The organism is Mesorhizobium sp. CA7, assembly GCF_020165015.1.
Classification (GTDB): domain Bacteria; phylum Pseudomonadota; class Alphaproteobacteria; order Rhizobiales; family Rhizobiaceae; genus Mesorhizobium.
Genome location: NZ_JAIUHH010000004.1, coordinates 220,399 through 239,989, shown reverse-complemented (window position 1 = coordinate 239,989; position 19,591 = coordinate 220,399). Strand labels below are relative to the sequence as shown.

Annotated in this window: 21 protein-coding genes; 15 read left to right on the top strand and 6 right to left on the bottom strand. The window is 64.1% G+C overall.

The window, feature by feature from the left end:
- Nucleotides 1-153 precede the first annotated feature (153 nt).
- Nucleotides 154-762, top strand: coding sequence for a cupin domain-containing protein (locus LB552_RS11235; protein ID WP_224601237.1), 609 nt, complete (start codon nt 154-156; stop codon nt 760-762).
- Nucleotides 752-1,837, top strand: coding sequence for an ABC transporter ATP-binding protein (locus tag LB552_RS11230; protein ID WP_224605381.1), 1,086 nt, complete (start codon nt 752-754; stop codon nt 1,835-1,837). The genes LB552_RS11235 and LB552_RS11230 overlap by 11 nt, the downstream gene beginning before the upstream one ends.
- Nucleotides 1,838-1,853: 16 nt before the next feature.
- Here LB552_RS11230 and LB552_RS11225 read toward each other — a convergent pair whose 3' ends face one another.
- Nucleotides 1,854-2,555, bottom strand: a complete 702-nt coding sequence (locus LB552_RS11225) for a GntR family transcriptional regulator (protein WP_224605379.1) — start codon at nt 2,553-2,555, stop codon at nt 1,854-1,856.
- 231 nt (nt 2,556-2,786) lie between these two features.
- Here LB552_RS11225 and LB552_RS11220 point away from each other — a divergent pair, with 231 nt between their 5' ends.
- The 9 genes from LB552_RS11220 (at nt 2,787) to LB552_RS11180 (ending at nt 12,109) form a co-directional block, all read left to right on the top strand.
- Nucleotides 2,787-3,827 (top strand): ABC transporter substrate-binding protein, encoded by a 1,041-nt coding sequence (locus tag LB552_RS11220; protein WP_224605377.1) that lies wholly within the window; start codon nt 2,787-2,789, stop codon nt 3,825-3,827.
- A 135-nt stretch (nt 3,828-3,962) separates the two neighbouring features.
- Nucleotides 3,963-5,042 carry an ABC transporter ATP-binding protein gene (locus LB552_RS11215; protein WP_224605958.1) on the top strand — a complete coding sequence of 360 codons (1,080 nt, stop codon included), beginning with the start codon at nt 3,963-3,965 and terminating at the stop codon, nt 5,040-5,042.
- Entirely contained in the window at nt 5,039-5,962 is a 924-nt protein-coding gene (locus LB552_RS11210) for an ABC transporter permease (RefSeq protein ID WP_224605375.1), read from the top strand. Before LB552_RS11215 ends, LB552_RS11210 begins: the two co-directional genes overlap by 4 nt.
- The gene (locus LB552_RS11205) at nt 5,959-6,759 is read left to right on the top strand and encodes an ABC transporter permease (protein WP_224605372.1); all 801 of its coding nucleotides are present in this window, start codon (nt 5,959-5,961) and stop codon (nt 6,757-6,759) included. Before LB552_RS11210 ends, LB552_RS11205 begins: the two co-directional genes overlap by 4 nt.
- A gap of 21 nt (nt 6,760-6,780) precedes the next feature.
- The gene (gene ggt, locus LB552_RS11200) at nt 6,781-8,367 is read left to right on the top strand and encodes a gamma-glutamyltransferase (RefSeq protein WP_224605370.1); all 1,587 of its coding nucleotides are present in this window, start codon (nt 6,781-6,783) and stop codon (nt 8,365-8,367) included.
- A 45-nt stretch (nt 8,368-8,412) separates the two neighbouring features.
- Nucleotides 8,413-9,942, top strand: coding sequence for an acyl--CoA ligase (locus tag LB552_RS11195; protein ID WP_224605365.1), 1,530 nt, complete (start codon nt 8,413-8,415; stop codon nt 9,940-9,942).
- On the top strand, nt 9,942-10,928 hold the full coding sequence (locus LB552_RS11190; RefSeq protein WP_224605362.1) for a 2-dehydropantoate 2-reductase: 987 nt from the start codon (nt 9,942-9,944) through the stop codon (nt 10,926-10,928). The genes LB552_RS11195 and LB552_RS11190 overlap by 1 nt, the downstream gene beginning before the upstream one ends.
- A gap of 56 nt (nt 10,929-10,984) precedes the next feature.
- Nucleotides 10,985-11,620 (top strand): 2'-5' RNA ligase family protein, encoded by a 636-nt coding sequence (locus LB552_RS11185; protein WP_224605359.1) that lies wholly within the window; start codon nt 10,985-10,987, stop codon nt 11,618-11,620.
- A 135-nt stretch (nt 11,621-11,755) separates the two neighbouring features.
- The gene (locus LB552_RS11180; protein WP_224605356.1) at nt 11,756-12,109 is read left to right on the top strand and encodes a nuclear transport factor 2 family protein; all 354 of its coding nucleotides are present in this window, start codon (nt 11,756-11,758) and stop codon (nt 12,107-12,109) included.
- 91 nt (nt 12,110-12,200) lie between these two features.
- Here LB552_RS11180 and LB552_RS11175 read toward each other — a convergent pair whose 3' ends face one another.
- Together LB552_RS11175 and LB552_RS11170 are read right to left on the bottom strand one after the other, a co-directional pair.
- Nucleotides 12,201-12,680, bottom strand: a complete 480-nt coding sequence (locus LB552_RS11175) for an SRPBCC family protein (RefSeq protein WP_224526553.1) — start codon at nt 12,678-12,680, stop codon at nt 12,201-12,203.
- Nucleotides 12,677-13,030 (bottom strand): ArsR/SmtB family transcription factor, encoded by a 354-nt coding sequence (locus LB552_RS11170; protein ID WP_224605354.1) that lies wholly within the window; start codon nt 13,028-13,030, stop codon nt 12,677-12,679. Before LB552_RS11170 ends, LB552_RS11175 begins: the two co-directional genes overlap by 4 nt.
- A 173-nt stretch (nt 13,031-13,203) precedes the next feature.
- Between LB552_RS11170 and LB552_RS11165 the strand changes: the two genes are divergently transcribed.
- Nucleotides 13,204-13,557 (top strand): ArsC family reductase, encoded by a 354-nt coding sequence (locus LB552_RS11165; RefSeq protein ID WP_224605351.1) that lies wholly within the window; start codon nt 13,204-13,206, stop codon nt 13,555-13,557.
- Between the two features lie 206 nt (nt 13,558-13,763).
- Here LB552_RS11165 and LB552_RS11160 read toward each other — a convergent pair whose 3' ends face one another.
- From LB552_RS11160 to LB552_RS11150, 3 genes are all read right to left on the bottom strand, one after another.
- The gene (locus tag LB552_RS11160; RefSeq protein ID WP_224605348.1) at nt 13,764-14,114 is read right to left on the bottom strand and encodes a DUF488 domain-containing protein; all 351 of its coding nucleotides are present in this window, start codon (nt 14,112-14,114) and stop codon (nt 13,764-13,766) included.
- A gap of 97 nt (nt 14,115-14,211) precedes the next feature.
- Nucleotides 14,212-15,468, bottom strand: a complete 1,257-nt coding sequence (locus tag LB552_RS11155; RefSeq protein ID WP_224605345.1) for an aminopeptidase — start codon at nt 15,466-15,468, stop codon at nt 14,212-14,214.
- A 124-nt stretch (nt 15,469-15,592) separates the two neighbouring features.
- Nucleotides 15,593-16,507: a LysR substrate-binding domain-containing protein gene (locus LB552_RS11150; RefSeq protein WP_224605342.1), complete on the bottom strand. Its 915-nt coding sequence runs from the start codon at nt 16,505-16,507 to the stop codon at nt 15,593-15,595.
- 98 nt (nt 16,508-16,605) lie between these two features.
- On the opposite strand from LB552_RS11150, the gene LB552_RS11145 reads away from it, so the two are divergent.
- The 3 genes from LB552_RS11145 (at nt 16,606) to sbmA (ending at nt 19,588) form a co-directional block, all read left to right on the top strand.
- Nucleotides 16,606-16,806, top strand: a complete 201-nt coding sequence (locus tag LB552_RS11145) for a hypothetical protein (RefSeq protein WP_224605339.1) — start codon at nt 16,606-16,608, stop codon at nt 16,804-16,806.
- A 224-nt stretch (nt 16,807-17,030) separates the two neighbouring features.
- The gene (locus tag LB552_RS11140; RefSeq protein WP_224605336.1) at nt 17,031-18,188 is read left to right on the top strand and encodes a YbfB/YjiJ family MFS transporter; all 1,158 of its coding nucleotides are present in this window, start codon (nt 17,031-17,033) and stop codon (nt 18,186-18,188) included.
- A gap of 122 nt (nt 18,189-18,310) precedes the next feature.
- Nucleotides 18,311-19,588, top strand: coding sequence for a peptide antibiotic transporter SbmA (sbmA, locus tag LB552_RS11135; protein ID WP_095768730.1), 1,278 nt, complete (start codon nt 18,311-18,313; stop codon nt 19,586-19,588).
- Nucleotides 19,589-19,591: the final 3 nt, after the last annotated feature.

Sequence of the window (19,591 nt, the reverse complement as noted above, 5' to 3'; positions counted from 1 at the left end):
GGGGTGCTCCAGGGAACACAGACGTCTCACTTCGCTGGAACACCCTCATCCGTCTCGGCGCTATCGCGCCGATTCACCTTCTCCCACAAGAAGGGGAGAAGGGGAGCTTGGCGGCGCTGCGCCACACCGGGGAAAGACAACAAGGACCAACGCATGGACATTCTTGACGAAGCGGCGGCAAAGCCGAAAGACGATGCCGATATCCGCGTCGGCCGGCGCGTGCGGGCGCTCAGGCTCGAGCGCAAGCTGTCGCTGGCCGAGCTCGCGGCCAAGGCCGGCATCTCCATCGGTGCGCTCAGCCAGATCGAGCGCGGCATGTCCTCGCTGCGCGTCAAGGTGATCTGGCCGCTCGCCGCCGCGCTCGACATCGAGCCGTCGGCGTTGATCGCCGACGGCAGCGAAGCGGTCAATGATCTCTATTGCGTGCGCGCCGACAAGCGACGGCAGATTCCGGTGAAATCCGAAGGCATCGCCAAGGCGCTGCTGTCGCCGCCCGCCGCGACGCTGACCGGCATGCTGGTCACGGTCGAGGCCGGCGGCGGCACGGCGGAAGCCTACGCCCATGCCGGCCACGAATTCGGCTTCGTCATGGCGGGCGAGGTCGAGCTGGTGGTGGACGCCAGCACCTATGTGCTCAAGGCCGGCGACAGCTTCGCCTTCAAGAGCACCCTTCTGCATGCCTTCCGCAATCCCGGCGCGGAGCGCTGCCAGATCCTCTGGGTCAACACGACAAAACCGTCCGAGGTGCGCGATGGCGCCTGACGCGCTCGTACGGCTGCAGAAAATCTCAAAAGTGTTTCCTGGCGGCATTGTCGGGCTTGATAATGTCGATCTCGACATCGCTCCCGGCGAGTTCCTGACCCTTCTCGGCCCTTCCGGTTGCGGTAAGACGACGAGCTTGCGCGTCATCGCCGGCTTTGAGAGCCCGACCAGCGGCGATGTGCTGCTCGACGGCCGCGACATCACCGGCCTGCGGCCCTTCGACCGGCCGGTCAACACGGTCTTCCAGGACTACGCGCTGTTCCCGCATATGGATGTCGCCGCCAATGTCGGCTTCGGCCTGTCGCTGCGCAAACTCACCGGCGCCGAGCAGGCCAAGCGGGTCCGCGAGGCGCTCGACATGGTAGGCCTTGCCGACAAGCTGCGCGCCCGCGTCTCCGAACTCTCCGGCGGCCAGCGCCAGCGCGTCGCCTTAGCCCGCGCCATCGTCTGCGAGCCACGCGTGCTTCTGCTCGACGAGCCGCTCTCGGCGCTCGACGCGCATCTGCGCGAGCAGATGCAGGTCGAATTGAAGCGGCTGCAGTCGCGGCTGGGCACCACCTTCGTCATGGTCACGCACGACCAGACCGAGGCGCTGTCGATCTCCGACCGCATCGTCGTCATGAACAAGGGCCGCATTGAGCAGATCGCGCCGCCGGCCACACTTTACGACCGGCCTGCGACACGCTTCGTCGCCTCCTTCATCGGCACCATGAACTTGTTGCAGTCGCGCTTTCTCGGCCGCGACGGCGAGCGCCTGCGCTTTGCCGCCGGCGACCTGCCGCTGGAAGCGATCTCAGACGGCGGCGAGACGCCGGCCGCCGGCGACACGCGAACCATCGGCGTGCGGCCGGAAGATCTCCTGGTTGTCGGTGAAGCCGGCGAAGGCACTGCGCCGGCACGGGTCAGCGGCGTCGTCTTCCATGGCCGCACGCTGCGCCTGCATGCCGAGCTCGGACAGGGGACTTCGATCGTCATCGATGCCCCACGCCGCGCCGACGGTACTCAATTCAGCGTCGGCGACGTGTCGCATGTCAGCCTGCGGCGCGGCGCCAACTGCCCCATGCTTTCCAACTGATGGAACGGGCCTAGGCTCAAGACGCCTTGGCGAAGAATCCCTGATAGTCGGACTTGGCCTGCAGCAGGCGCAGGATGTTCTCGCGCGAGCCGCGCACATGCGCGCGGGCGCGCTCGCCGGCCAAGGCGACATCGCCGGCGCAGATCGCGTCGACGATGCCGGCATGTTCCTCGCGGGTGAGCTTCCATTCGTCCAGCCACAGAAGCTCGGTCCACACATATTGCTGGCATTTGTCGAGGATGCCGCAAAGCATGCCATGCAGCATCTCATTGCCGCTGATTTCGGCGATCACCCGGTGCAGGTCGATGCCGACCTGGAGCTCCTCGAATTTCTCCCTGGTGCTGCGATCTGGGATCGCCGCCAGCCGCTCGCATTCGGCGAGCATCTCGCGCAGCCGCGCCTTGTCGGCAGCGGTCGCGTTTGCCGCCGCCAGCTCGGTCGCGCGCCTGTCGAGCAATTCGCGGATGTCGAAAGCCTCGCGGAACATGGTCAGGTTGAACTCGGCCACCACGTAGCCCTGGCGTGGCCGCCCGATCACCAGCCCGTCGCGCTCCAGACGGTTGAAGGCCTCGCGCACCGGCGTGCGGCTCACCTTAAGGCGCTCGGCGATTTCGTTTTCCGTCACCCTGCCGCCCGGCGGGATTTGGCCGGTGATGATCAACGCCTTCAGCGACTCGAACACCGAGTCGCGCAACGTGTTCTTTCTCTCCTTGCTCAAGCGTTCCCGCCTCCAACGGTCAGTCATGGAATCGCAGTTTAGTGCCTTTTAGCGCCTGCTTGAACAGACCGTTTCGGGGCGAGCGGCCGCTCCGAACCGTCCTGCTTCTCCCACCACCAAAAAACCCGATGCCCCATGTTGACATCGGCTTCCGGCGAATTACACTCAAAATTGTATACAAATTCGCATACCAAATCAACGATAACGGGAACACCGGTTGGAGAAGCGAAAATGACGAAGAGACTCTGTATTCGCGGCTTGGCCGTCGCCGGCCTGCTGGCCGCGGTCGCCGTTCCGGCCTCGGCCGCCGACACCATCACCGTCGCCTCATGGGGCGGTACTTATCAGGAAGCGCAGACCAAGGCCTTCTTCGATCCGACGGCCAAGGAACTCGGCATCACCATCAAGCAGGACACCACCAACGGCCTCGACGACGTGCGGCTGCAGGTCACCGGCAATGCCGTCAAATGGGACATCACCGAACTCGGCGCCGACGAATGCGCGCGCGGCTCCAAGGAAGGCCTGTTCGAGAAGCTCGACTACAACGTCATCGACAAGAGCGGCATCAACCCGAAGCTTGTCCACGATGATTGGGTCGGCATTTCCTACACCTCGGTGGTTTTGATCTATCGTACCGATGTTTTCGGCGACAAGGGCCCCAAGACCTGGGCCGATTTCTGGAATGTCGAGAAATTCCCTGGACGCCGCGCGCTCTCCGGCAGCCAGGCAACGGAGACGCTGAGCGTCGCCGCGCTTGCCAAGGGCATTCCGATCGACAAGGTCTATCCGGTCGACATCGACGGCGCGCTGCAATCCGTCGACAAGGTCAAGGGCCATATCGATGCCTGGTGGACCTCCGGCGCGCAGGCCATGCAGCTCGTCAAAGACGGCGAGGTCGACATGGCGAGCATCTGGAACGGCCGCGCCGGTACGCTGAAGAAGCAAGGCGCGCCGGTCAGCTTCTCCTTCGATCAGGGCGTGCTCACCGCCGACTGCATGGTCATCCCGAAGGGTTCGAAGAACAAGGACATCGCCATGAAGGCGCTGGCCAAGTTCGTCAGCCCCGACCTCCAGGCCAACCTGCCCCTCTATGTCGACAATGGCCCGGCCAACGAGAAGGCTTTCGAGACCGGCAAGATCCCGCCGGAGCGGATCAAGGACATCAATTCCGCGCCCGAGAACGTCAAGAAGCAGGTGCTGCAGGATCCGGCATTCTGGCGCGACACCCTCGTCGAGGCGACCGAGAAGTTCAACAACCTGATCCAGCAGTAACGTTAAGCAATTCCAGGAAAAGTGCGCAGCGGTTTTCCCGTCCGGAATTGCGTAACAAGAAACTGTCGGAGCGGCTTCTGATACGCCGCTCCGCATCGTTTCGCGAAAAATGATCCGGAGTTGAAGGAGATGCTCTTGTCTCTTGCGCAGTCCGCGCTTCCCATCGGCATCAGCGGTATCGAGAAGCGCTTCGGTGCTGTCTCCATCCTCAGCGATCTCAGCGTCGATGTGGCGGCGGGCGAATTCCTGACGCTGCTAGGGCCGTCCGGCTCGGGAAAGACGACGCTCTTGATGATCCTGGCCGGCTTCGTGCGGGCCAATGCCGGCTCCATCAAGGTCGGCGGCGAGGAGATCATTACCATGCCGCCGCACAAGCGCAACATCGGCATGGTGTTCCAGAATTATGCGTTGTTTCCGCATATGAACGTCTTCCACAACATCGCCTTTCCGCTGAAGCAGCGCCGCGTGTCGACGGCCGAAACGGCCGAGCGTGTCGAGAGGGCGCTGGACCTTGTGCAACTGAAAGGCCTCGGCGAGCGCCGTGTCGACCAGCTCTCCGGCGGCCAGCGCCAGCGTGTGGCCTTGGCCCGCGCCATTGTCTTCGAGCCACGCATCGTCTTGATGGACGAGCCGCTGTCAGCGCTCGACAAGGGCCTGCGCGAGCACATGCAGATCGAGCTGCGCAACCTGCACCGCCGGCTCGGCATGACGACGGTCTACGTCACCCACGACCAGCGTGAGGCAATCACCATGTCGGACCGCGTCGCCGTCATGAATGCCGGACGCATCGAGCAGATCGATCAGCCCGAGATCCTCTACGCCAGGCCGAAAACAAAGTTCGTTGCCGGCTTCATCGGCGAATCCAGCTTCATTCCGGTCGAATGCCGCAATGGCGGCGTCTGGCATGAAGGCAACAAGCTGCGCATGACGGATCCAATGCCGTCCTCGGGCCGGCACCTGATGGTGGTGCGGCCGGAGAAGCTGCGCCTGATCGCTGGCGAACAGACTGGCGACATCAATGCGCTGCCGGCGACGGTCGGCGACGTCATCTACCAGGGTGACAGCTTCGTCTGCTATGCGACGCTCAAGGACGGCCGGCAGGTGATTTTGCGCGACTATTGCCGCTCCGACGTGTTGGCGAGACTGCCGGCGCCGGGCGAGCCGATAACGCTCGGCATCGAAGCGCAGGACGTGGTGCTGGTGGCCGATCAATGAGCCTCGCATCCGCCAGCCTCGACCACGCCGGCCGGCCCGATGGGGCGCTCAATACCGATGCCTTGCGCGCCGACGCGCGGCGGGAAGCGCGTGGCCTGCTCGCGCTTTTGTCGCCCGGGCTGCTTCTGGTCTTCGCCGTCATCATCATACCGATCGGCTGGCTGTTCTGGCTTTCGCTGTTCGACGAAAGCGGACAGCTCAGCGCCGCCAATTATGCGCGCTTCTTCGAGCAGGCCTCCTACATCAAGACCTTCGTCACCACCTTCAAGGTGGCCTTCGTCGTCACCGGCGCCTGCGTGCTCTTCGGCTATCCGCTGGCCTATATGCTGTCGCAACTGCCGCGCCGCGCCGCCGGGGTCTGCCTGATCTTCGTCATCCTGCCGTTCTGGACCTCGGTGCTGGTGCGCACCTATGCCTGGCTGGTCATCCTGCAGCGCAAGGGGCTGGTCAACACATGGCTGATGGATATCGGCGTCATCGGCCAGCCGCTGCCACTCGCCAACAATTTCGCTGGTGTGGTGATCGGCATGACCCACATCATGCTGCCCTTCCTGGTGCTGCCGCTTTACGCCTCGATGAAGACCATCGACGTCGACTGCTTGCGCGCCGGGATGAATCTCGGCGCCAGCCCGGCCGCGACGTTCCGGCAAATCTTCTTCCCACTGTCGCTGCCCGGCCTGGCCTCGGGCGTGGTTATCGTCTTCGTGCTGTGCCTCGGCTTCTTCGTCACCCCGGCGCTGATGGGCGGCGGCAAGGTCATCATGTGGGCGATGCGCATGGAGCAGACCACCAGCCTCTATTCCAATTGGGGTGCGGGCGCTGCCCTTGGCGTCGTGCTGCTCGCCGTCACGCTGGCGCTGCTTGGCCTCTTCCACTGGCTGCTCGGCACCCGCGCCACCGGTGTGTGGAGCCAGCGATGAGCATGGAAAATGCCCTGCCCATCTCGCATCGGCAACGCCTCTGGCTCTACGCGCTCGGTGGCCTCGTCATGCTGTTCCTGATCGCCCCGTCGGTGATCATCGTCATCATGTCCTTTTCCGGCTCGTCGCTCTTAGAGTTCCCGCCGCAGGAATGGTCGCTGCGCTGGTATGAGAGCTACTTCGGCTCGGTCGAATGGCGCGACGCCACCATCGTGTCGGTCAAGGTTGCAGTTATGACAGCGATCGTCGCAACGCTGCTCGGCACCGCCGCAGCCTACGCCATCAACGCCCGCACACTGCGGCTGACCGGCGCGATCAACGCGCTGCTCACCGCCTCACTGATCATCCCCGTCATCCTGATCGGCATCGGCACCTTTTTCCTTTACGCCCGCATCGGCCTCAACAACACGCTGACCGGCCTGGTCATAGCGCATACGGTGCAGGCGCTGCCGCTGGTCGTGCTGACCGTGCTTTCGGGGTTGCGCGCCTACGACATGAACCAGGAGATGGTGGCGCGCAGCCTCGGGGCCGGCCGCTTCTCGGCCTTCTTCCAGGTGACGATGCCGCAGATACGCTTCTCGATCGTCTCCGGCGCGCTGTTTGCCTTCATCACCTCCTTCGACGAGGTGGTGGTGTCGCTGTTCATCTCCGGCGGCGAGACCACGACGCTGACGCGGCGCATGTTCAATGCGCTGCGCGATCAGATCGATCCGACGATCGCCGCCATTTCGACTTGCCTGATCGTGCTATCGATCGTCTTGTTGTCCGCTGCCCAGCTTTTCGGCCGCGGACGTTGATACAAGGATACCCAGACCCGCATGCGTGATTTCCAGTTTCCCGGCCGCTCGCCGGTCCGCGCCATCGAGGCGATGGTCGCGACCTCGCATCCGCTCGCTACGCTTGCGGCCATCAACATGCTGCGCTCCGGCGGCAATGCCATGGACGCCGCGGTTTGCGCGGCCGCGGTGCAGGCCGTGGTCGAGCCGCAGTCGACCGGCATCGGCGGCGACTGCTTTGTCCTCTACTGTCCGAAGGGTGACGCCAACGTGCTTGCCTTCAACGGCTCGGGCCGCGCGCCAAAGGCCGCGACAGTCGACTGGTATCTGGACAAGGGATTCAGCGAGCTTCCGAAGCAGGGTCCGCATGCCGTCACCATTCCAGGCGCCCTCGACGCCTGGTGCCGGCTGCTGGAGGATCATGGCCGCAAAGGTTTGGCCGACGCGCTCGCTCCGGCCATCCGTTACGCGGAAGAAGGCTATGTCGTGCACGACCGCGTCGCCTTCGACTGGAGGGATCCCGAGACCGACCTGACGGCCGACGAGGTGGCCACACGCATCTTCCTGCCGGGTGGCAAGCCGCCGAAGGCCGGCGATGTTCATCGCCAGCCCGAGCTGGCGGAGACGCTGCGCATCATAGCGAAGAAGGGCCGCGCCGGTTTCTACGAAGGTGCGGTCGCGGACGATCTGGTCGGACGGCTTCGCGCGCTCGGCGGCCTGCATACGCTCGACGATTTCGCCGCCACCAGGGGCGATTACCGGACCCCGGTCAGCACCTCCTATCGCGGCTACGACATCCACCAGATGCCGCCCAACAACCAGGGCCTCACCGCGCTTCTGATGCTGAACCTGCTGTCGGGCTTTGAGCTGAACAAGCTCGATCCGGACGGCGCCGCGCGCCTGCACCTCGAGATCGAGGCGGGCCGGCTCGCCTATCAGGATCGCGATGCGTTTTTCGCCGATCAGGATCATGTCGATGTGCCGGTCAAGGCGCTGCTTTCCGGCGCCTACGCCGACCGCTTGCGCGCCGCGATCGATCCCGAGCGCGCCATGACCGATCTGCCGCGTCTCGATCTTCCCGGCAGCGACACGGTCTATATCAGCGTCGTCGACCGTGACCGCAACGCGGTGAGCTTCATCAACTCGACCTATTATTCCTTCGGCAGCGGCGTCGTCGGTCCGAACACCGGAGTCGTGCTGCAGAACCGTGGCTCGAGCTTCCGCCTCGATCCGAAGCACCCGAATGTGATAGCGCCCGGCAAGCGGCCGATGCACACGATCATGCCGGGCATGATGACGAAGGGCGGCCGCGCTATGATGCCCTTCGGCGTCATGGGTGGCGGCTATCAGCCCTTCGGCCATGTGCATCTTTTGACCAACATGATCGACTTCGGCATGGAACCGCAGCAGGCGATCGATGCGGCGCGCGTCTTCTATAACCACGACGTCGTCGAGGCCGAGCGAAGCGTGCATCCCGATGCCATCGAAGGCCTGCGCCGGCGTGGACATCGTGTTGTGGAGCCCGACCATCCGCTGGGCGGCGGTCAGGCGGTGCTGATCGACTGGGAAAAGGGCACGCTGACCGGCGCGTCCGATCCGCGCAAGGACGGCCTGGCGCTCGGATACTGAGCGGCTATGGACAGCGGCCGATCGTTCGAAACATAGTCTGGAACCATGACAAACCGCGAAAACGCCACCGATCTTGCCCATCGTCTTGCACCCGGCGCCGACGACGCGCCGGCCATCGCCGCACCAGAACGGGCAGCACTCTCGCATGGCGGGCTGCGGCGACTGATCCATGAGACTGTTGCTCGGCTCAACGTGCTCGGCATCGGCCGCGGCGATCGCGTCGCCATCGTGCTGCCGAACGGCCCGGAGATGGCGACGGCCTTCATCGCCGTGGCCGCCGCCGCGTCGACCGCGCCGCTCAATCCGGCCTACCGGGCCGACGAGCTCGATTTTTATCTCAGCGATATCGGCGTCAAGGCGATCCTTGTCGGCAAAGATGAGGCTGGTCCTTCGGTCGAAGTCGCCGGGCGCCTCGGCATCCCGGTGCTGCGGCTGCTGGTGCCGGAGGGCGCGCCGTCCGGAACCTTCACGATCGAGGGTGAGCCGGTTGGATCGCCGGTCTCGTCTGGCTTCGCCGCGGAAAGCGATGTTGCGCTGCTGCTCCACACCTCCGGCACGACGTCGCGTCCGAAACTGGTGCCGCTCAGCCACGTCAACCTTGCGGCGTCGGCGGCACATATCGGCGCGACGCTCGGCCTGACACCGGCCGACCGCTGCCTCAACATCATGCCGCTGTTCCACATCCATGGGCTGATCGCCGCGGTGCTGTCCTCGCTCGCCGCCGGCGGCAGCGTCTTCTGCACGCCGGGCTTCAACGCGCTGCGTTTCTTCCAGTGGCTCTCCGAAGCCAAGCCCAGCTGGTACACCGCCGTGCCCACCATGCATCAGGCGATCCTGCCGCGCGCCGCCCGCAATCCCGAGCAGCTTGCCGAGGCGAAGCTGCGCTTCATCCGCTCGTCGTCCGCTTCGCTGCCGGCACAGGTCATGGCCGAGTTGGAGAAGACCTTCGGCTGTCCGGTGATCGAGGCTTACGGCATGACGGAGGCCGCGCACCAGATGGCGTCCAACCGTTTGCCGCCGGGCCTGCGCAAGCCCGGCAGCGTCGGCGCGTCGGCCGGACCGGAGATTGCCGTCATGGCACCGGACGGGCGATTGCTCAAGCCTGGAGAGGTCGGCGAGATCGTCATTCGCGGACCGAACGTCACCGCAGGCTACGAGAAGAACCCGGATGCCAATGCCAGCGCCTTCGCCCATGGCTGGTTCCACACCGGCGACCAGGGCGTGCTCGACGAGGATAGCTATCTGCGCGTCACCGGCCGGCTGAAGGAGATCATCAACCGCGGCGGCGAGAAGATATCGCCGCTCGAGGTCGACGGCGTCTTGATGGATCACCCAGCGGTGGCGCAGGTCGTCACCTTCGCCATGCCGCATGACAAGCTGGGCGAAGAGGTGGCGGCGGCCGTCGTGCTGCGCGAAGGCGAGAGCGCCAGCGAGGCCGATATCCGCGGCTTTGCACAGACCCGGCTCGCCGATTTCAAGGTGCCGCGCAAGGTGGTGATCCTCGACGAGATCCCGAAGGGCGCGACGGGCAAGCTGCAGCGCATCGGGCTGGCGGCCAAGCTCGGGCTCGGCTGATGCGCGTTACAGTCTTTGGCGCCGGCGCCATTGGCGGCTATCTCGCCGCCAAGCTCGCGATCTCCGGTTCTGTCGATCTGTCGATCGTGGCGCGCGGCGCGCATCTGGAAGCGATCAAGGCCGGCGGCCTTCGCCTGATCGAGGACGGCAAGGAAACCGTGGCGCGGGTGAAAGCGGCGGCACGCGCCGAGGAGCTCGGCGCGCAGGATTATGTCGTGCTGGCGCTGAAGGCGCATTCGCTAGCCCCAGCGCTGGACGAAATCGCGCCGCTGTTGGGCGAGGGGACAGTCGTCGTCACCATGCAGAACGGCGTGCCTTGGTGGTATTTTCACAAGGTGGGCGGCGCACTTGAAGGCACACGGCTAAACGCGGTCGATCCCGGTGGCGCGATCTGGCAGCGCATCGGACCGGAGCGCGTCATCGGCTCCGTCGTCTATCCCGCTGTCGAGGTCGATGCGCCGGGCCTGATCCGCCATGTCGAGGGCACGCGCTTTTCGCTGGGCGAGCCTTCCGGCGAGAAGAGCGAGCGGGCAACTGCGCTTGCCCGCGAAATGGTCAAGGCCGGGCTGCAGGCGCCGGTGCGCGAGGACATCCGCTCGGAGATCTGGGTGAAGCTCTGGGGCAATCTCTCCTTCAACCCGATCTCGGCGCTGACCGGCGCCACGCTTGCGGCAATCGTCGGCGATGAAGCCACGCGCGCCGTCGCCTGCGCCATGATGCTGGAAGCGCAGGCGATCGGTGAGCGCCTTGGCGTGCGCTTCCTCATCCCCGTCGACCGGCGCATCAAGGGCGCCGGCGATGTCGGCGAGCACAAGACCTCTATGCTGCAGGACCTCGAGCGCGGCCGCCCGATGGAGATCGACGCGCTGGTCAGCGCCGTGCAGGAACTCGGCCGCCTCACCGGCCAACCGACGCCGACCATCGACGCCGTGCTGGCGCTGGTGCGGCGGCTTGCGATCGAACGCCGGTGCTATTTTCCCTTGTAGTTTGTTCCTGTTTTGTTCTAGCCTGATCCTTTGGGGGATATCCGAAAGGATCAGCCATGAATGGAGAACCCTGGTACGGGATCGGCAGGAACGACCAAGCTTTTTTCCGGTGGGATCGAGCCAGCCACGATCCGACTGATCGATTGTTCTTCGCCATTCTTGCCGAACAGATGATCGCCCGTATTCTGGAATCGCGTGCTGTGGCTTGGCAACGAGAGTTGGGGCTTGGAGGCAAGCTGGTTCGTCCCAGTCATCGCCATATCTCGCTTGTCATGCTCGGTGATTACGACGGCTTGCCGAGGCTTTTGGTTGAGGATGCCTGCTACGCCGGCTCACTGGTACGAGCCCAGGTCTTTGATGTCTCTTTCAACCGTCTGTCGGCCTTTGGCGGTGGTGCATTGGTCTTGCGGGCAAGTGATGGCGTTCCACAATTCGAAGCCTTTTGGCGGGCGTTCACGGCAGCGCTTTTCGATAGCCCGTTGCAGCCTTTTGTCCCGAATTCAATAGCGCCGCATGTTACTTTGCTGCGTGACAAAGCACGCGTTCCGAAAGTTGAGGAGCGGGCAGTTGAGCCGATCGGTTGGACGGTGCGCGAGTTCGTGTTGATACACAGTTTCCTGCGTCAGAATCGATACCAGGTCATCAGACGCTGGCAATTGAACGATCGGGACGACGTGCATGCTGTCATGTGAGCATCTCGAATCGTCCTTATCATCAGCGCGCAAGCCTCACCATCCTGACACGATTTGTCACCTGTGGAGGTGGCCGTCAGTGGCAGGCGAAAGATCGATGCCTACCTGATGTCTTGTCCAAACCGGGAGGAAGTCATGACCACTGCCGAAATTGCCAAGGATTTTACCGAGCTCCTCAAGCGGGGCGACAGCCACGGCGCTGCCGCGAAGTACAATGCCGACGACATCGTCAGCTACGAGGCGATGGAAGGGCCGATGGCCGTCTGCAACGGCAAGGAGGCCGTCAAGGAAAAGGGCGCCTGGTGGGAAGCCAACCACGAGGTTCACGGCGGCTCGATCGAGGGCCCCTACGTCAATGGCGACCAGTTCGCCTTGCGCTTCAGCTTCGACGTGACACCCAAATCCACCGGCGAGCGCGTCAAGATGGACGAGGTCGGCCTCTACACGGTCAAGAACGGCAAGATCAGCGAAGAGCGGTTCTACTACTGAGCCTTGCTGGGCTCTGAATGCCCTTCGCGCCGCGATTTAAAGAATCAGGCATGGCGGCCTCGGATGATGCCCTGGCCACCATGCCAGCTTCTCAAATCGTCTTCACATAGGCCGCCAACTGGTCGGCTACCGTGCCCCAGCCGTCGAAGAAACCCATCTCCTCGTGGCTGTTGCGGGTCGCCTCGTCGCGATGGATGGCGGTGGCGGTGTAGCGCGTGCCCTTGCCCTCGGGCGTCAGCGTGATGATCGCGGTGATGAAGGGCTCGCCGGACGGCCGGTAGCCCGGCAGCAGCGCGTCGGTCCACACCAGCCGCTCGTTCGGCACGATCTCGAGATAGCAGCAATGGCGGTCGTTGACCTCCTTGCCGTCGGGCGATTGCATGCGCGTGCGGAACAGGCCGCCGGGCCTGAGGTCGATCTCGCAATCGGTGATGATCCATGGCTTCGGCGTGAACCACTGCTTGACATGCTCCGGCCTCGTCCAGGCGCGCCACAGGAGTTCGCGCGACGCGTCGAGGAAGCGCTCCAGCGTCAGGTCCAGTTTCGGGTTCGGCTTGAACGGATAGCTCACTTTTCACTCTCCTTGAGGCTCATCACATAGGCGTCGAACTGGTCGAGGCGGCGCTCCCACAGCGCGCGCTGTTCGGCGAGCCAGTTTTCCGCCAGCTTCAGCGGCTCGGGCGAAAGGCTGTAGGTCCTGACCCGACCGGCCTTTTGCGACTGCACCAGCCCGCAACCTTCCAGCACCTTTAGGTGCTCGACGAAGGAGGGGAGCGCCATGCCGAACGGCTCCGCCAGCTCGCTGACTGAGGCGGGACTCCTGTTCAGCCGCTCCACGACACGCCGGCGTGTCGGATCGGCCAGCGCGCGAAATATGCCGTCGATCGGCGGCGGGTTTGGGCTGACGGTCTGCAGGCTCATAGCTGTTCCTTCCGAGACCGCCTTGCGGTCAGACGACCTTTGCAGGAAAAATACTTAGGAAAAAACCTTAGTATTGGCAAGAGCCAATCGCACCGGCGTAAAGCGCTGGCAAAGCCTATAGGGCCGGCCTAGGCTTCTGCCGGATTCGAAAATCTCATCCGACAGAGGCTGCCTTGACCATCACCATATATGGCATCACCACTTGCGACACGATCAAGAAGGCGCGCGTCTGGCTGGAGAGCCATGACGTGCCGTATCGCTTTCATGACTACCGGGCAGAGGGGATCGAGGCCGACAGGCTCAGCGGTTGGATCGCCAAGGTCGGCTGGGAAAAGCTGCTCAATAAGGGCAGCACCACCTTTCGCGAGCTGCCGGAGGCGGACAAGGAAGGGCTGGACGAGAAGAAGGCCAAGAAGCTGATGCTCGCCAAGCCGACGATGATCAAGCGGCCGGTGCTGGAGGTGGGGAATGACGTTATCGTTGGCTTCAAGCCGGATGTTTATGAGGAGGCGGTGGGCGGGAAGTAGGCACGACCACTTACGTCGAGTTCCTTCGCCCCCCTCTCTGTCCTGCCGGACATCTCCCCCTCAAGGGTGGAGATCAGCCGTCACGCCGGCCTTCGCCAATCAACCTTGCAAGAATTAGCGGAGCGCCGGAGCTGCCAATCTCCCCCCAAGAGGGGGAGATGTCCGGCAGGACAGAGGGGGGCGCTGTCCCGCCAGCATCTCAACGTTTACGCCTTTAGGTACGCCGCCAGCGCCACCGCATTGTTGTTCGTTTCGTCATGCGCGCCGTAGAGCAGCGTCACCTTGCCCTCACGCAGCAGGCCACGCAGCTGCGCTACCGCGTCGCTATTGGCGTCGAGCTCGGCCCGATATCGCTTCTGGAATTCCGGCCAGCGCTCCGGCTCGTGCCCGAACCATTTGCGCAGCGCGTCGCTCGGCGCGATCTCCTTCAGCCAAAGCGTCAGTTCGGCGTCCTTCTTGCTGACGCCGCGCGGCCAGATGCGGTCGACCAGCACCCGCTGGCCGTCGGCTTTCGCCGGCGGCTCATAGACACGCTTCACCGCAATGTCGAAGGCCACTTATGCCTCCTTTGCCAAGCCCCGACAAAGTGTGCAGCGGTTGGGCTCGGCGACTTCGCCGTGGCCGTCCGTTCGGAATTGCGCCAACAAAGCACCGTTACGCCCACTCGCCCTTGCGCATCACCGGCACGCGGCCGCCATCCTTGGCCACGCCGTCAATGTCGATCTTGTCGGAGCCGATCATCCAGTCGATGTGGATGAAGCTCTTGTTGCCGCCGCGCTCCGCGATCTCGTCCTGGCTGAGCGACGCGCCGTCGACGAAGCATTTCGAATAACACTGCCCGAGCGCGATGTGGCAGGCGGCGTTCTCGTCGAACAGCGTGTTGAAGAACAACAGCCCGCTCTTCGCGATCGGCGAGGAATGCGGCACCAGCGCCACCTCGCCGAGACGCCGCGCGCCTTCATCGGTGTCCAGCACCTTCTGCAGCACGTCCTCGCCCTTCGAGGCCTTGGCCTCGACGATCCGCCCACCCTCGAAGCGCACCGAGATGTCGTCGATCAGCGTGCCCTGGTAGGAGAGCGGCTTGGTCGAGGAGACATGGCCCTCGACGCGCCTCGCATGCGGCGTGGTGAAGACCTCCTCGGTCGGAATGTTCGGGTTGCAGGTGATGCCGTTCTTCGCCGTCGAAGCGCCGCCCATCCATTCATGGCCATCCGCCAGCCCGACGGTCAGGTCGGTGCCCGGCCCGGTGAAATGCAGCGCGTGGAAACGGTGCTCGTTGAGCCACTTCGTGCGCTCGGCCAAGGCGGCGTTATGCGCCTTCCAATTGCCGATCGGGTCCTCGACGTCGACCCGCGAGGCCGAGAAGATGGCGTCGGCAAGCTTCACCACCGCGACGTCGTCCGGCTCACCCGGAAACACCTGTTTTGCCCAGGCAAGATCGGGATAGGCGACGATGTTCCAGTTGATGTCGAAGCCGGTGATCTTCTCCAGCGCCGGCTGGTAGGCCATCGAGTTGGCCTTGTTGGCGCGCGCCACCTTGGCCGGATCCTGCGACGAGAGCAGCGACGGATCCTCGCCGCGCACGGCGAGCCGCGCCGCATTGTTGGAGAACGCCTTCGCCATGCCTTCATAGAGCCAGCCGGCGGCGCGGTCGAAGCCGGCGTCTGCCCCATAGCGGAAGCGCGCCAGCGTGATCTCGTCGTCGTTGAAGATCGGCGTCACCAGCCCGGCGCCGGCCTTATAGGCGTGCTCGACGATGCGGCGGGTCAGCGGCAGCGCTGCGATCGAGGAGGTCAGCACCAGGTCCTGTCCGGGCTGCAATTGCAGTCCGACCTTGACGGCGACTTCCGCCAGTCGGTCGAGCTTCACCGGGTCGATGCTTGCCGAAACGCCGCGCGAATGTGTGGTCATGATCCTGCTGCCGTTATGTTGGGGTTCTCATCCTTACATAGACCGCTGCGATTGACCTTTCCACCGCGATCGACTGGGCCTGCTCTCAAGCAGGACGAACCGCGGCATTGAAAGTACGGAGCGGTTAGGCGGCGCTGTCGAGTGCCCGGAACTGCGCCACGGTCGCCTCGATCTCCTCGCGGATCCAGGTCTTGAAGTCGCGTACCTTGCGGCTTTCGCTCTTGGGGGCCGAGGTCACCAGCCAGTAACCCAGCCCGCTCTCGGCCCTGATTCCGAAGGGCGCGACCAGCCGGCCGTCGGCCAGCGCGTCGGCGGTCAGCAACTGCCAGGCGAGCATCACGCCGTGGCCGGCGATCGCCGATTCCAGGCAAAGCATCGGATCGGTGAAACGCGCGCCTTTCTGGAAGGTGACCGGCTCGACGCCGGCCGCCTCGAACCAGCCGTCCCAGCTGAACATCGCCCGCTCGTCGGTGATGGCACAGGTCTGCGCCAGATCGCCGATCGACTTCAGCCTGGCCGCGATCGAGGGCGCGCAGACTGGAAATACCTCCTGGGCAAGCAGAAGCTCGGCGCGCCCGCCCGGCCATTTGCCGTCGCCAAGCCGGATGGCGATATCGACATCGGAGCGGTCGAGATTGGCGATCCTGGCCGAAGCGTCGATGCGCAAAAGCACATTCGGATGGCGCGCGAAATGCCGCGACAGCCGGGGCAGCAGCCATTTCGAGGCGAAAGCCGGCGCCACCGAGACGACCAGCGTGCACTCGTTGGCCTCGTCGGCCAGCGCCACGGCTTGCGCAAGCTCGCGGAAGCCGGCGCTGAGCCGCGTCGTGAAGACGACGCCGAATTCCGTCGGCACGAGCCCGCCCGGCGTGCGTTCGAACAGCGCCTGTCCCAACTGCTTTTCCGTGCGCTTGACCTGCTGGCTGACGGCGCTGACCGAGACATTCAACTCCGCGGCCGCGCCCGCCAGCGATCCCAGGCGGGCGACGGTTTCCACGGCGCGCAGGCCGTTGAGATGGACGCGGTTCAGCATGGCCATCCAGTTTTTCTAAAGTGAACGGACCGAAATCTCAATTGAACCCCGACAGGAAACGGCAGAATTTACCTGGAACAGCCTTGAGCCATGAGGTGGCCCCGATGAAGATTTTATCTTTGCTGAAAGGGCTTTGCGGCACCGAGGCGAGGCCGCCCGAGGACGGCGAGATCGCGCGCTGGATCATCGATCCGCTGTCGCATCCGGTGTTCGACACCATGTCGGAGCGCGAGCTCGGCGACATGCCCTTCCGGCTGACGGCCCGCCGCACAGCTTACGAGATGACGGGTGCCGCTGGCCGCTAAGTTGCCGCGAAGTTATTGATCTTTTTCGGCGGTGCTCCCCCTCATCCGGCCGCTTCGCGGCCACCTTCTCCCCAAGGCGAGAAGAGATGGCGCCGGCAGCGACAGGCTCCTCTCCCCACCGGGGAGAGGTCAGCCGAGCGAAGCGGAGGCTGGGTGAGGGGACGTGCACCTGGCCCAACGCAAGCGCATTGTTTCACCTGCACATGCAATTATTGTGCACTGCAATGAACGCCTCGCCATCTCCCTTGCGGCTTGCTCTCGCCGGCATGGTCGCGCTTGCCGTCGCCATGGGCATCGGCCGCTTCGTCTACACGCCGATCCTGCCGGGCATGATGGAGGGACTTGGCCTGACGCCGGCCGATGCCGGTTGGATAGCTTCCGCCAATTATGTCGGCTACCTCATCGGCGCGCTTGCCGCGGCCGGTGGCTGGGCGCATGGCCGCGAGCGCATGCTGATGTTCGCCGGCCTCGCCGCCAGCGCCGTGCTCGCGGCCCTCATGGGGTTCAACGAGACGATGGCCGCCTTCCTCGTCATCCGCTTCCTGGCCGGCCTCGCCAGTGCCTTCGTCATGGTGTTCATGGCCTCGATCGTCTTCAGCCATCTGGCTGAGGCTGGCCGCGGCGATTTGCAGGCGCTGCATTTCGGCGGCGTGGGCCTCGGCATTGCCGCGTCCTCGGCGCTGCTGGCGATCCTCGTCTCCGAACATGCGGGCTGGGCCGCCGGCTGGCTCTGGTCCGGAGCGCTTTCGGCGCTTGGCCTGCTCGTCGTCGCGCTGCTCGCCGGCTCGACCATGCCGGCCAATGTCGCCAGCGGGCGCGAGCCGGCGCTGCCGAAGTACGGGTCCCTGGTGAAGTTGATCGTCGCCTATGGGCTGTTCGGCTTCGGCTATGTGGTGACGGCCACTTTCCTGGTCGCCATCGTCCGCCAGGGCGGCGGCGGGCGCGTCTTCGAGGCGACTGTCTGGATGGTTGCCGGCCTCGCTGGCTTTCCCTCGACTTGGGCGTGGCAGAAGCTCGCCGGCCGGATAGGGCTCTATGCCACTTATGCCGCGAGTTGCCTGGTCGAGGTGGTCGGCGTCACCGCCAGCGTCGTCGTCAAGGGCGTCGCCGGACCGCTGATCGCCGGCGTCCTGCTCGGCGGCACCTTCATCGCTATCACGGCGCTGGGCCTACAGATGGGCAGGCAGCTCGCGCCGCGGGCGCCGCGCCGCATCTTCGCGGTGATGACGGCGGCCTTCGGCCTTGGCCAGATCGTCGGCCCGATCGCCGCCGGCCTGCTCGCCCAGGCTTCGGGCAATTACATGCTTGCTTCGATCATGGCAGCGTCGGCGCTGCTCGCCTCCGGCGTCATTGCTTGGTCGGCTGCGCCAAAATCGCCATGATTTGCGGTTTGTTCGATGCCGGGCGTCGGGCACGGGCATTTTCTTTCCCCCTAATGTGTGACTTTATGCCCGCCGAACTGCAACGCCGCTGATTTGCGGTCAGACCGAGGAAACCCGCCACAGTGTTCGTATCCTTCTTCCCGCAGCCGAAGCTTTTCTTCACATCGGCCGCCGTCTGGAGCCTTGCCGCGATCCTGTTCTGGTTCTTCGGCGGCGAGCAGTTGGGCGCCGTCTTCGGCCTGCCGCCCGTGGCGGCCGGTTCGCCGCCGATCATCGGCATCGCGGTGCTGTGGTCGAAGCCGTTTCTGTGGTTCTACATGTACTTCGTGGCCTGCGTGGCGATCTTCTACGCCTTCTGGAGCTGGTACGCCCCGCACCCGTGGCAGAACTGGTCGATCCTGATGACCGCCGTCATCCTGTTCTTCATCTACTTCAACGTTCAGGTCTCGGTTGCGGTCAACAACTGGTATGGCCCGTTCTTCGATTATGTTCAGGGCTTGATGTCGGGAACGACGGCCTCGACCGACATCGAATTCTACAAGGGGTTGGCCGATTTCTCCTGGCTCGCGCTGGTCGGCATGAACGTGCAGGTGGTCAACGCCTTCATCGTCAGCCATTGGATCTTCCGCTGGCGCACCGCGATGAATGATTACTTCATGGCCAACTGGGGCCGGCTGCGCCACATCGAGGGCGCCTCGCAGCGTATCCAGGAGGACACGATGCGCTTCTCGCAGATCATGGAAGATCTCGGCTCGACTTTCGTTCAGTCGATCATGACATTGATCGCCTTTCTGCCGGTCTTGATTCAACTGCAGGCCCACATCACCGAATTGCCGATCATCGGCACGGTCCCGCAGCCGCTGGTCGTTGCCGCATTGGGCTGGTGTCTGTTCGGAACGATTTCCGTCATGGTGGCGGGTCTCAAGCTGCCGGGCCTGCAGTTCCGCAACCAGCGTGTCGAGGCAGCCTATCGCAAGGAACTTGTCTACGGCGAGGATCATCCCGATCGGGCGCAGCCGGCGACGACGACACAATTATTCGCCAATGTCCGCCGTAATTATTTCAAGCTATATTTCCACTACATCTATTTCAACGTCGTTCGTTACACCTACCTGCAAGCCGACAACATTTTTTCGTTGCTCATCCTTGGGCCCTCGCTGGTTGCGCATAAGATCACGTTCGGCGCCCTGAACCAGATATCGAACGCGTTCGGCAAGGTGACGAATTCGCTGCAGTTCCTGTTGAATTCGTGGTCGACGATTGTTGAACTGCAGTCGGTGCACAAACGTCTGCGAGCCTTCGAAGCGACGCTGCAGGGCGAGCAACTGCCGATTATCGATCAGCACTATCTAGAGCGCGAGCAAGCTGGCATGCGTCCCGAAGATCAGCCGGCAGGCTAGAGC

What these genes read in the sequence shown, in the direction of transcription:
- LB552_RS11235 (WP_224601237.1), top strand. Translation starts at nt 154, where the DNA reads ATGGACATTCTTGACGAAGCGGCGGCAAAGCCGAAAGACGATGCCGAT.
- LB552_RS11230 (WP_224605381.1), top strand. Translation starts at nt 752, where the DNA reads ATGGCGCCTGACGCGCTCGTACGGCTGCAGAAAATCTCAAAAGTGTTT.
- LB552_RS11220 (WP_224605377.1), top strand. Translation starts at nt 2,787, where the DNA reads ATGACGAAGAGACTCTGTATTCGCGGCTTGGCCGTCGCCGGCCTGCTG.
- LB552_RS11210 (WP_224605375.1), top strand. Translation starts at nt 5,039, where the DNA reads ATGAGCCTCGCATCCGCCAGCCTCGACCACGCCGGCCGGCCCGATGGG.
- LB552_RS11205 (WP_224605372.1), top strand. Translation starts at nt 5,959, where the DNA reads ATGAGCATGGAAAATGCCCTGCCCATCTCGCATCGGCAACGCCTCTGG.
- ggt (WP_224605370.1), top strand. Translation starts at nt 6,781, where the DNA reads ATGCGTGATTTCCAGTTTCCCGGCCGCTCGCCGGTCCGCGCCATCGAG.
- LB552_RS11195 (WP_224605365.1), top strand. Translation starts at nt 8,413, where the DNA reads ATGACAAACCGCGAAAACGCCACCGATCTTGCCCATCGTCTTGCACCC.
- LB552_RS11190 (WP_224605362.1), top strand. Translation starts at nt 9,942, where the DNA reads ATGCGCGTTACAGTCTTTGGCGCCGGCGCCATTGGCGGCTATCTCGCC.
- LB552_RS11185 (WP_224605359.1), top strand. Translation starts at nt 10,985, where the DNA reads ATGAATGGAGAACCCTGGTACGGGATCGGCAGGAACGACCAAGCTTTT.
- LB552_RS11180 (WP_224605356.1), top strand. Translation starts at nt 11,756, where the DNA reads ATGACCACTGCCGAAATTGCCAAGGATTTTACCGAGCTCCTCAAGCGG.
- LB552_RS11170 (WP_224605354.1), bottom strand. Translation starts at nt 13,030, where the DNA reads ATGAGCCTGCAGACCGTCAGCCCAAACCCGCCGCCGATCGACGGCATA.
- LB552_RS11155 (WP_224605345.1), bottom strand. Translation starts at nt 15,468, where the DNA reads ATGACCACACATTCGCGCGGCGTTTCGGCAAGCATCGACCCGGTGAAG.
- LB552_RS11150 (WP_224605342.1), bottom strand. Translation starts at nt 16,507, where the DNA reads ATGGCCATGCTGAACCGCGTCCATCTCAACGGCCTGCGCGCCGTGGAA.
- LB552_RS11145 (WP_224605339.1), top strand. Translation starts at nt 16,606, where the DNA reads ATGAAGATTTTATCTTTGCTGAAAGGGCTTTGCGGCACCGAGGCGAGG.
- LB552_RS11140 (WP_224605336.1), top strand. Translation starts at nt 17,031, where the DNA reads ATGAACGCCTCGCCATCTCCCTTGCGGCTTGCTCTCGCCGGCATGGTC.